The sequence below is a fragment of the Alphaproteobacteria bacterium genome, assembly GCA_030680745.1.
Classification (GTDB): domain Bacteria; phylum Pseudomonadota; class Alphaproteobacteria; order JAUXUR01; family JAUXUR01; genus JAUXUR01.
Window position 1 is genome coordinate 45,066 of the sequence record JAUXUR010000057.1, and the last position, 12,189, is coordinate 57,254.

Annotated in this window: 7 protein-coding genes; 4 read left to right on the forward strand and 3 right to left on the reverse strand. The window is 33.3% G+C overall.

Annotated elements, in window-relative coordinates; translation table 11 throughout:
* Positions 1-165: 165 nt before the first annotated feature.
* The gene (locus Q8L85_06475; GenBank protein ID MDP1724330.1) at positions 166-1,503 is read right to left on the reverse strand and encodes a hypothetical protein; all 1,338 of its coding nucleotides are present in this window, start codon (positions 1,501-1,503) and stop codon (positions 166-168) included.
* Positions 1,504-2,106: 603 nt separating this feature from the next.
* The gene (locus tag Q8L85_06480; protein ID MDP1724331.1) at positions 2,107-3,324 is read right to left on the reverse strand and encodes an amidohydrolase family protein; all 1,218 of its coding nucleotides are present in this window, start codon (positions 3,322-3,324) and stop codon (positions 2,107-2,109) included.
* Between the two features lie 305 nt (positions 3,325-3,629).
* Here Q8L85_06480 and Q8L85_06485 point away from each other — a divergent pair, with 305 nt between their 5' ends.
* A complete protein-coding gene (locus Q8L85_06485; GenBank protein MDP1724332.1) occupies positions 3,630-4,055 on the forward strand; it encodes a hypothetical protein in 426 nt (141 codons plus the stop codon).
* Between the two features lie 157 nt (positions 4,056-4,212).
* On the opposite strand, the gene Q8L85_06490 is transcribed toward Q8L85_06485, so the two are convergent.
* Positions 4,213-8,124, reverse strand: coding sequence for a hypothetical protein (locus Q8L85_06490; protein ID MDP1724333.1), 3,912 nt, complete (start codon positions 8,122-8,124; stop codon positions 4,213-4,215).
* Between the two features lie 526 nt (positions 8,125-8,650).
* On the opposite strand from Q8L85_06490, the gene Q8L85_06495 reads away from it, so the two are divergent.
* From Q8L85_06495 to Q8L85_06505, 3 genes are all read left to right on the forward strand, one after another.
* Positions 8,651-10,303: a heme lyase CcmF/NrfE family subunit gene (locus Q8L85_06495; GenBank protein MDP1724334.1), complete on the forward strand. Its 1,653-nt coding sequence runs from the start codon at positions 8,651-8,653 to the stop codon at positions 10,301-10,303.
* Entirely contained in the window at positions 10,300-10,854 is a 555-nt protein-coding gene (locus Q8L85_06500; GenBank protein ID MDP1724335.1) for a hypothetical protein, read from the forward strand. Before Q8L85_06495 ends, Q8L85_06500 begins: the two co-directional genes overlap by 4 nt.
* A 121-nt stretch (positions 10,855-10,975) precedes the next feature.
* Positions 10,976-12,151, forward strand: a complete 1,176-nt coding sequence (locus tag Q8L85_06505; GenBank protein ID MDP1724336.1) for a hypothetical protein — start codon at positions 10,976-10,978, stop codon at positions 12,149-12,151.
* The last annotated feature ends 38 nt before the right edge of the window (positions 12,152-12,189 follow it).

The following is a 12,189-nucleotide window of genomic DNA, read 5'->3' on the forward strand; positions in this document are numbered from 1 at the left end:
TTATGTATAGTTAAATAACTTTGAATTCAGACAAGGAATAACGGGCAATGTGTAGTCTCTTCCTACATGAGAAAAGTTTGACGATGTATCAATTTGAAGTTATTTAACTATAATGAAAATAATAGGGCAACACCACGAGACATACCCCGTGGCATTGCATTTGTACTATAAATCAAGAAAAAACATTTCACAAAAAGCTTTAACTTTTTGATTCTCAGTTAATGCATTAAAATCTGCTGCTATTTTTATTGGGATAGTAGCGTTTTTAAAAAAGTTAACAATATCTCCTTTTGTCATTGTGTCAACTTTGCTTTGATCAAAATTATTTTCCTTTAATAGATGTCCGAGGCAAATCAACGTTTCGGCCATTACATCATCGTCAGACGATGAAGATTTAACCTCACTAGAGCTACTGCTAGAGGATGTATCGCTCGTTTCAGTAACTGTTGATAAATCTGTCCCTTCTATGGAACTAAAACTTTTTTCGTAAATTGCTTTTCGGAGCAATCCAAATTCATTAATGCGTGAACCGAAATGATCGTTTAGAGCAATAATAATGAGTGTTTTCTCTTCATTCCACGATAAATTGTTTACCAAATTTTTATCTATGAAATTATTAAAAATTTCTATAAATGTTGTAAGGATTAATTTTTTTTGATCTACGTTTTCCTTTAATACTTCATTTAACTCATAAGCGATTTTTATGAATTCTTCGTAATTAAAGTTTGCTAATGCGGTTTTTAATTTTGATAGACTAATTTCAACACTTTTAGGTGTTTTTGGTGTCAAACTCGCTGAAATTGCTGAGGATGAAGAACTTGATGTATATTCTGGAAAAGTAGAAGAATTATAACTTTGCGATTCATCTGACTGTATAAGTGTAGATGCATTTAATTCTTCTATTTTGATGAAAATATCACCTACTAAATTAGACTCATTGTCGCAGGCGAGTGTTAGAAGACTAGAGTATTTTGACAGAAGATCAAACCCATTAATGCCTGTTAATATTTGTGCATTATAACCAATTTCAAGAATTTGAAATTGACTTATTAAATCACTGCTAGAATAGAACGGTGAATCAAAAATAGTGTTCAATATGTATGATAATAAGTCTTTAAGTGGCACTCTTATACTATCATCAATAATTGCCTGACCTATTTCTAATTCTAATTTAAAAAAACGCTCTAACGATAAGGCTAATGTAGTTGCTGTAATTAAATCCCTTTGATTACAAATTTGAAACTGACTTAGTTTATTAATTCGGGTCATTGTATCAGGTAAATATTTTGCTTCTGCAAAAATATTTGATTCAATAGTGCTTTTTCCTTCTAATTGTTTTTGTCGTTCAAAAATCAATTTTTGAAGTGTTGCATCTAGTTGTTCTACAGAAATATTAAAGTGATTAATAAAACTTGTTTCAAATTTTTGAGTATCTACCCATGCATTTGCTTTAAATTCCAATGAAAGAAATGCTAATAAAGAAATAAATGTTAGTTTTTTCATGTAAATCGCCTTTTGTTAATGAAAATATTAAATTACATATTGAATACCACTTAATTTTGTTAATGTCAAAAAAAAATTCAACATACAACTATAAAACTATTGAGCATTAACATTTAAAAATTAATATTTCAATAAATAATATTAAACATGCAAAATTAATATTTATAAATTTAAATTAAAAACTAAAATACAAGTTATATTTTCTTCAATAAACCTAGAATTACTTTAAAAAAAACTTATTATGAAATAATACCATTTTCAAAAAAGAATAGGGTGTTTTCAAAATTAAATGAATAACTTTTTTTCTCCCTTCCTACGTCCCGTGGCTTGTCCACGGGATCCAGTCTTACAATGACAAAGAAAGATGCATCTTGTTTAATGTGCTGAAAAAAAATAATTTTTTCTCTTTGTAAGTTCTAGGACTGGATCCCGCGAACAAGTCGCGGGACGTAGGAAGAGGGCGGTTCCATAAATATTGAAACCTAAAAAATTATAAAAACTAATTAATCATTTCTGAAATTGGTATAATTTGAAATTCAGACAAGGAACAACACACGTACTTATATTTGGCGCACAAAATAAAGTACGCCAAACACTAAAATTCTAAGCTGCTAAAGACATTTTATGGGCAATTGAAGTTCGACGATCAACAACAATACCACCATCTTTCATGACAATTTGATGATTGTTTTTATCAGACGCCTTAGCAATATGATTAAAAGGATTACCCTCAACAACTAAAAGATCTGCTTTATAGCCTTCTTGAATCGACCCACGATCTTTCAAACGCATAAGATCTGCACCATTAGACGTCGCCGCAATTAATGCATCTTCTGGGCTTATACCCATTTCAACCATAAATTGTAATTCTTGAGCATTATCGCCATGATGATTACCTGGTGTGCCTGAATCAGTTCCCATGACAAGTTTACCACCGGCCTTGTAAAAGCTTATAATTGCTTCTTTTTGACGATCTTCAAGACGCGCACATTTTTCACGCATATAATCGGGAATTTCATCACCATCAAGCATTGCTTTAAGTGCACAAATGGTTGGCACTAAGAATGTACCACGTTTAACCATTTCATTCATCGAATCATCGTTCAAGAAAATACCATGTTCAATAGAATCAACACCTGCAAGCACAGCATTTTTAATACCGTCAGATCCTTGCGCGTGACACGCAACCGTTTTTTGGAAACGATGTGCTTCTTTAACACCAGCAATCAATTCCTGATCATCAAAATGACTATCTTCAGGATTGACACCTTCCGTTACAACACCACCTGTTGCCATTAATTTAATAAGATCAACGCCATGCAATATTTGTTCACGTACCGCTTTAATAACTTCTTGAGGACCATCAGCTTGACGCGCCATAAAATGAATATGTCCACCCGTCATACAAATAGCCTTACCTGCTACTTTAATGGTAGGCCCCTTAAACAAACCTGCATTACAGGCATCCCTGACAGCAACTTCAATATAATCATGGCCAGCACAATCTCTGATTGACGTTACGCCACCTTCAAGAATTTGTTGCGCATTATATAAAGATCGCAACACAAGATCATGTTGTTTTAATGTGCTAACCGTTGCTTGTAGATCTGATTGGCCAGAAAAAACAAGATGCACATGACAGTCAATAAGACCAGGCAAAAGGGTTTTTCCCTCTAAAGAAATAACCTCACCATCAAAGCCAACAAACTCTGCATGTGGCGCAACACGTTTAATGACATTACCTTCCACAAGAACACAAAAACCCGAAGGAAGAATTTTTTTTCCTTGGAAAACAAGACCATCTTTGAATAAAACCGACATGAACACTGACCTTTAATGATTAAGTTTCTACATTAAACATCAATTATATATAAAATCTTAAAGAAAATCAAGTTTTTATATCAACTTTGCTAACCAAAATATGAAGATTAATTTCACCAAATACAAATTTAAATATTTTTTAATTTTATGCACGTTTTTAAAATTAAATCATTATGTATAATTCCATTAAAATACAATTACAAAAACAAACAGAATAATAAATATATATTACTTAACTATTTATTAATATAATTTAAACTAAAATTATAATAGAAGTTTTTTTGTTTTAACCATGGAGAAATAAAATGAAAACGCTATTATATACACTTATCACAACATCCTTTTTATTCTGTGCACATGATGGATTTACAGTAAATGTTCAAAATGACGCGCAACATAAAATTAAAATTGACGTTAAACACCCAACCTGCAACGGACCCTGCATGAGTGAAACACTTGATTCAAAGCTATCACTTAATACAAGCAAAAACCTTAAAAAAGGCGCAACTCTTAAAATAAAACCATTAAACGCTAAAGCAAGACCTGCCAGTTGTTCGGTTCCCAATAAGGAACTCAAAGCAAGTGAGTATCATAATGTTAAAGTGCATCAATCAAAATCTTGGAAATTCTTTGGCGTCGATAAACTTAAATGTAAAGTCGAAATAAGAAACCCTAGAATGGATGCAAAAGATATGGAAAAATTCGTAAAAAAAATGAACAAAAAAAACTAGTTAATAATTAAAGTACTGCAATAAAAAAAGAAGCTTGTTATAAACTTAGAAGTTTTTTTAATCTTAGCCATGTGCTATACATTTGTCAAACTACCGATCAAAGCCGGTAGTTTGCCTAGTAGTTTTCTACGACCAATAATTATCTATCTTCATAATATTATACCCTGCCGAGTCCTTCCTGTGCTTTTTGAATAAGAGCACGATTGCTACTCCCTTTCAAAAGTCGTAATGCTTCATGATACCAATATTCACGCTTATGTTCACGATTCTCATACCGAGCATTGCCAAGACCTATCAACGCTTGTGCACGCAAATTAATATCACCGCGATCGCCTAAAAGCTGCAATGCTTCTAAATACCAATCTGCATTTTTTTGATGTTTGTTGTCTGTATATCGAGCATTCCCAAGACCAATTAACGCTTGTGCACCTAAAGCAATATCACCACGTTCACCTAAAATGTCTAATGCTTCAAGATACCAAGCCGCATTGAATTGATGGTCAACATCTATATATCGAGCATTTCCAAGACCTATCAATGCTTGAGCGCGTAAATTAATATCGCCACTTTCACCTAAAATCCTCAATGCTTTACAATACCAATGTTCACGTTTATGATCACGATCCTCATATCGAGCATTACCAAGACCTATCATAGCTTGAGACCGTAAATTAATATCACCACTCTCACCTAAAAGATGTAATGCTTCACGATAAAAATTTTCACGTTTATGATCTCTATTCTCATATCGAGCATTACCAAGACCAATCAGCGCTTGAGCCTGCAAAGCAACATCACCACGCCCACCTAAAAGCTTCAATGCTTCTAAATACCATTTATTCTGCTCACCCCTATATCTAGCATTACCTAAACCTATCAACGCTTGAGCACGTAAATTGATATCACCATTACGACCTAAAAGTTGCAATGCCTCAGAATACCAATATTCACGCTTATGTTCACGATTCTCATACCGAGCATTACCAAGACCTATCAACGCTTGTGCACGTAAACCTACATCGCCGCAATCACCTAAAAGCTCCAATGCTTCAAGATACCAATCTGCATTGAATTGATGATCATCATCTTTATATCGAGCACGACCTAAACCAATCAAGGCTTGAACCCGTAAATTAATATCGCCACTCTCACCTAAAAGCTTCAATGCTTCAAGATACCAAGCCGCATTCAATTGATGTCCAACATCTATATATCGAGCATTACCAAGGCCAATCAAGGCTTGAGCCCGTAAATTGATATCGCCACTCTCACCTAAAAGCTTCAATGCTTCTTGATGCCAAACGGCGTCGGATTGATGCGTATCATCTGTATATCGAGCACTACCAAGACCAATCAAGGCTTGAGCGCGTAAAGCAATATCACCACGTTCACCTAAAAGCTTCAACGCGTCAAGATACCAACCTATATCAGATTGATGCACATCACCTGCATATCGCATATTACCAAGACCAATCAAAGCCTGAGCACGTAAATTTACATCACCATTACGACCTAAAAGTTGCAATGCTTTAAGATACCAATCTTTACGTTTATGATCACGATCCTCATATCGAGCATTGCCAATACTAACTAATACTTGAGCACGTAACTTAATATCACCGGAATCTCCCAAAACATCCAATGCTTCTTTATACCAACTTGCATCAGTTCGGTGTCCTATATCTGCATATCGAGCATTGCCGAGACCGATCAAGGCTTGAGCACGCAAACTAATATCATCACTTTCACCTAAAAGCTGCAATGCTTCAAGATACCAATCTACATTAGATTGATGATCACTATCTGTATATCGAGCATTCCCAAGCCCAATCAAAGTTTGAACACGTAAATTGACATCATCATGTTTATCAAGAAGCTCAAGTGATTTTAAATAAAAATTAACAGAATTTTTATTATTCTTTTGTTTTCCAAAACATTTTCCCTTAATAATTAAGCAACGTATTCTATTTTTTATTTGCTCATTTTCTTCATCAAAGAAATCAATCTCAACATCATCTGCACTTGAAGAGTCTGATGAATCTAACACTGTGGCGACATCATCACGCTGAATTAGAGATACCTCTGTTGTCCTGCTACGCTTCGCATGATGCATTAAATCATTATCAGAATCACTTTCAATATTTTCTCTTGGACGTTTTCGAACATCGCGTCCACCATCATAACGTCCGTTTCTTAATACACTTTGCGCCGCTCTTTCTCTCCGTTCAGACAAAACGCTCGCTTCTAAATCTCTCTGGACCTGAAAAGTAGAATAACAGCTTCTTTCAATTGCTTCACCTTGATCTTCTTCTTCAACTGGAGCATCTTGCTCTATTGCGACCCTTCTCTGCCTTTTAAGAGATTCAACGCGCTGTTTTACAATCCGCGTTGTAAGATAATCCGGCGCTTCTATATTTTTTGTTGGTTTTTGAGCTCTTCCGTTACGTTGACTATGCGGTGCTTTACCATTTCCAGATTGATATAAATCATCCAAAATATCCATTGCATATTTATAGGCTTCCCATTGATTCATATTCTCTGGCAAAAAATCATGCTCAATAATCATTTCAACCATATCAACTAAAAAAGTTTGCGTATATTTTTTACTCAATCCTTTAAAAATACGCCAAGCCTTATCAAATTCTCCTAATTTAATATATATTTTACCAATATAAACATTAAGATAATGTCTTATTCTTTCTTGATTGGCAGTTTTTATAGATTGCTGCATACTAACAAGCAACTCGTTAAAAAAACATCGTAGACTCATTCCATGTGGAATAAAATTATGATTAAGCGCTAATCGGACTAAAACACATTTTGACTCAAGATCTTCTTTTTCTTTTAAAAACGCATAAGCAGCTTGGCAAGAATCATTACACCCCAAAGCGCCTAAGCGACTTGCAGGATTTTTAACAAAATGAAGAATTTGTTCTCGTGTAAAAGCAGGCAAAGGTCTTGCTTCTCTTACGGGCTGAATCTCGCGCCTAGATCTTGCTTGATCCCTTACCGAGGAAAACGTTGAAGCGCAATCTATTGCTGATGATGAAGATTGATTTTCAGACGAAATATTCAAAGTTAACGCTGGCAATACTTCATATGAAATAGATGGATCTTCACTTGTATGCGTAAAAAGGGATTCATCCAAAGTTGACGCACTTACCCCTGCTTGACTTAAAGAATTTCTTAAAATCTCTAAATCACTGTTTTCATCTAATAATGCTTCATTACAATCAGCTGCAACATCACATAAAGCAAGCCGATTATAATGAGCGTCTTTATATATTAATAAAAGGTTTTTTCGAGCAGCATTAAAGGAAATAAAATGAGCCAAACGCAATTTTTTATCTGCACCCTGAGGTCGGTATATATAAAGATTAACCTCTTTTAAAACAGCAAAAGCATCAATCAAATCATATTTTCTATCATTTTCAATTGGATTACCTTCATCATCAAAATGTATTTGAAAAGATAATTCTATGCCAGGCGTTTTAAAATAATTTAAATAAGTAATTTGATTCTGTTCATTGGAAGCAAATTGCTCCTTTGAATCTGACGTAGGTCTATCTGCTCCAAAAATAGCACACAACACACCATCTTCAGCAGTATAAATAGAATTTTTTATATATTCCTTAATTTGATTTTTTTTTGCTGGGTTTATTGCTGGATTAGTCAATGCACCTATTAACGTATCTACAGCTTGAACTCTTGAATCATATCCAAATGCTCTGAAGCCACAAGCAGAATCTTTCCCAGATATATAATATTCATTATACGCAATTTGTTTGTTTTGACTATTGAATCGGATCCAGGGGCTTGTTCGATTAGGCCTTGCTTCTTCTACAGCTTTATCAATAGAATCTTGAATAATCTGTTCTTCATTGTTTTCTAAATCAATAAATTCATCTGAACTTCTTGGACTCAATTCACTATCAGACGAAGATTCATAATAATAAAGATCCAATTCAGACGTAGATAAGGGCGAATGATCTCCATCGTCAGAAATAGCATAAGACAAATTATTCCAGCACAAAGTAGCTATTAAAGCATAAGTAATAATTTTTTTCATAATGTTACCCTGTATATTTTTTATAATACGTAAAAATGTGAACAACACTGTCGCATAATACAAAAGAAATGTCAATAATTATTAAAGTAAAACATTAGTAATTGTACTTATTACTTATAATTTAAACTAAAAATCAATAAAAACAATCATTTACTTTATTATTAAATTTTTATAAAAAATAATGATAAAAATCTTTACCTGCCCAAGAAGATTGAAAAATATCCTTAACAACGTTATGGTGGCGTAAACTAAAATATGGGCTAAAATCATTATACTAGAACTCGGACATTTTGCGCTTATCATCGCCTTCAGCCTTAGTCTTCTACAATCAGGAAGCCTTGTTTGGGGAAACAGCCCTTTATATCAAAAAACGATACAGCCCCAACAACTTGCGCTTCTAAATTTTATATGTATTAGCATCGCTTTTTTATGTGTTGCCTATGCTTTTGTATTATCAGATTTTTCGCTTGCCTTAACGGCTAAAAATTCTCACACATCTAAACCACTTTTATATAAAATATCAGGCATTTGGGCCAATCATGAAGGGTCAATGCTTTTATGGATATGGATTCACAGCTTTGTTGGCGCTTTATTTGTGTTCATGAATAAAAAATCAACCCCCTTCACGTCTAATAGTCTTGGGTTTCATGCAATTTTAAGCATCGCCTTTTTAGCGTTTCTATTATTCACCTCTAATCCATTTGAGCGCCTATGGCCAGCGCCCACGGATGGCAAAGGCTTGAACCCCCTATTACAAGACCCTGCTTTGGCCTTTCATCCCCCTTTTCTTTATTTGGGCTATGTTGGTTTTTCAATTTGCTTTTGCATAAGCCTCGCTTTTTTAAAAGAGAAAACCCTCCCCCAAAATTGGGTTAAAACTTTACGTTTTTGGACGATCCTGCCCTGGAGCATGCTCACCATCGGCATCACCTTAGGCAGTTTCTGGGCCTATTATGAATTAGGCTGGGGTGGTTGGTGGTTTTGGGATCCTGTCGAAAACGCATCCCTTATGCCATGGCTTTTGGGCACTGCTTTATTACACGTTTTACCCCTTGTCCAAAAAAATCGTATTGATCAAAAATGGCCATTATTATTAGCCTTATGTATTTTTAACTTAAGTGTTTTTGGTACCTTTATTGTACGCTCAGGCTTTTTAACCTCAGTCCATTCTTTTGCCCTTGATCCACAACGTGGCATCATTCTTTTCAGCATATTATTAGGATTACTTACCTTAAGCCTTCTCCATTATTTTTTCTATAAAACGCCTCAAAAAACACTGATTCAGTTTTCATTTTTTTCAAAAGAAACAAGCCTTGTTGCACAGAATATTTTTTTAATCGCAGCAAGCCTTATCATCTTTTTTTCAATGCTTTACCCCTATTTAGTTGAAATTTATAATGGCAATCAAATCAGCCTGGATCCCAGTTTTTTTGAAAAAAGCTTTTTGCCCCTTATGATTCCATTTGCATTTTTGCTGCCCATCGCCCCTTTTCTGAATTGGCGACATGGTAATTTTCGAACTATTAAACATATTATTGCAGCTCCTTTTATTGCCGCCATTATCTTAAGCACTATTATTGGATTAAATTATAACACCACAAAATTTTATCCTTTTTTAGGTCTTTTCTTAAGTTTTTGGTGTCTTTTAGGCACTATTCTGTATGCCTATCAATTGTATAAAAAAGATAAATTCCAAGCCATTATTGAAAAAATGCCGATGCTACTCGCCCATTTTGGATTTGGCATTGCCCTATTAGGCATGATTGGATCAACAACCTGGCACAAGGAACAAACATTGCTTCTTAAAGAGGGACAACAAATTGAATTTCAAGGCATTGTCTTTAAACTTTTAGCGCTTAAAGAAATCAAAGGCCCCAATTATTTATCCTTAATGGCCGATTTTCAACTGACAAAAAATGGTGCTTCAAAAGGTATTCTAAGCCCTGAAAGGCGTCTTTATCCTATCGAGCAAAAATCAACCACCGAAATTGCTCTTCACACCCAATTTTTAAATGATTATTATTTAGTCCTGGGTGAGGAAGATCCATTGAAACGAGGCTGGGGTTTTAAATTTCATTATTACCCATTAGTGATTCTTATTTGGTTAGGCTGTCTAATTATCGCCTTTGGCGGCATATTAGGCTTTTTGCTTTATTTTTACAGGCGCAAAAAACAATGATTTATATAGCTTTTTTTCTTTTATTAGCTTTCATCATAATGTTTTTAATCAACCCCAAAGCACATAGAAAACACCTATATTTAACAATTACTTTCTTAAGCATTACATCGTTAGGTATTTATTCATTTTTAGGATCCCCCTCTTTACCCGATTGGCCCTACCACCAAAGCGAGGAAGAAAAAGAACTCAACACTCTCATTCAAAAATTAGAGGAACATCTTAAAGTAAACCCAAATGATCATAAATCCTGGCGTATTATAGGCGATGCTTATAAAAATATTAACTACCTCCCCCAAGCTATGACTGCATACGATATTTGCCTTTCAACTTATAAAGAAGATGCTGATTTTCTGATTAATTATGCTGAATGTCTTATTCAAAGCCAAAATGGTGAGGTCACTCAAGATGCACTAAACAAGATTGAAACAGCTTTAACAATAAATCCAAATCACCCATTAGGCCTTTATTTCAAAGCGACATATCTTGACCAAATAGGCAATACGCAAGAAAGTTTAAAGATTCAGGAAAAATTAAAGACATTATTGAAATAGTTTTTTATTCAAACAAAAAAACTATATTCATGAATATAAAACATTTTTATTGACAACATAAAATAAATAAATTAAAGTCAAAACATATTTATTCTTAAAGCTTATTTAAATGGAAATAAACATGAAAAAACTTCTATATACGCATATTTTTGCATTAGTTTTATTATCAACTGCATCGTATGCAACAAAAGATACACCAATTAATCTTACTAATATCAATGATGATCTTAAAGAAAATGATCAACCAATAATCACTGAAAACAAAATCATTGATGTTCCAAATGTTATGTTATACCCAACTATTACATTAGATAATTCTGAACCACCTATAAAAAAACAAAAAATACAAGAAGAAGCAAGCGACAACAAAAATAATCTTAATGTTAAAAACAACAAACCTACTAAAACGAACAAAAAATTAACAACAAAACAAAAAGAAGACATGATGACAGACATAATTAATTATGTTTTGGACAATATAATTAATTGTACAACAAACATCATTATTGATGAAATAACCACAAAAATTTTTTTAAAAGAAAAAGAAGATATGGATAGATTAATTTCTGATGCAAGCGAATACATAAAAGAAAATATGAAAAACAACACAGAAAACGAATCTATAAAAATTATTTATAATGACATTTCCAAAAAAATTGAAGAAAGTTATGAAATAAAATTATCAAAACATACACTCATTCAAATTAATATTTGGAACTTTATGGCAACTGATATTCAAAAAAAACATGACCTAACAAGGGGAGAAAGAAGTTTTAGCGCTCTTAATATTATGTTTCAGCGTCTTATGAAATCAAACCCAAAACTAGAAGACAATCACAGAAACATTCTGAAAGAACTACGCAAAGCATTTGATGATTTTGACAAAACCAACAAATTAAAAAAAGAAAAAAGAAAATTAACTACAAAGCGTAAACACTCAGAACATAAGGCTTATAATTCAAAATTATCCTATGAAGCAAAAAAAGAAATGATAAATAAAATTTGTGATTACGCTAAAAACCGCATTAAAACCATTGACAACATTGATCAGTTAAAAGCAGATAAACGCAATGAATTGTTCAATAATATTGGGAACGATATTCAGAAAAATACAACCCTAACACTTGGAAAAAGAAGCTTTTCAGCCCTTTATAATTTATTCTATCAAAGCTTTCAATCAATTAAAAACACGAATGATCCTCAAGAAGAAATCATTAAAGCATTACAAAAAACATTCTCACGACTACGTAAAGAATCTAATGTAGAGACGAACCCTTTAGCAGAGCAAACAACATAATTTTACGTCACACTATAAAAATTAATACTCAGTGAACA

Excerpts from the sequence above, each read along its gene's own strand:
- Q8L85_06480 (MDP1724331.1), bottom strand. The coding sequence starts at position 3,324 with ATGTCGGTTTTATTCAAAGATGGTCTTGTTTTCCAAGGAAAAAAAATT.
- Q8L85_06485 (MDP1724332.1), top strand. The coding sequence starts at position 3,630 with ATGAAAACGCTATTATATACACTTATCACAACATCCTTTTTATTCTGT.
- Q8L85_06490 (MDP1724333.1), bottom strand. The coding sequence starts at position 8,124 with ATGAAAAAAATTATTACTTATGCTTTAATAGCTACTTTGTGCTGGAAT.
- Q8L85_06475 (MDP1724330.1), bottom strand. The coding sequence starts at position 1,503 with ATGAAAAAACTAACATTTATTTCTTTATTAGCATTTCTTTCATTGGAA.
- Q8L85_06505 (MDP1724336.1), top strand. The coding sequence starts at position 10,976 with ATGAAAAAACTTCTATATACGCATATTTTTGCATTAGTTTTATTATCA.
- Q8L85_06500 (MDP1724335.1), top strand. The coding sequence starts at position 10,300 with ATGATTTATATAGCTTTTTTTCTTTTATTAGCTTTCATCATAATGTTT.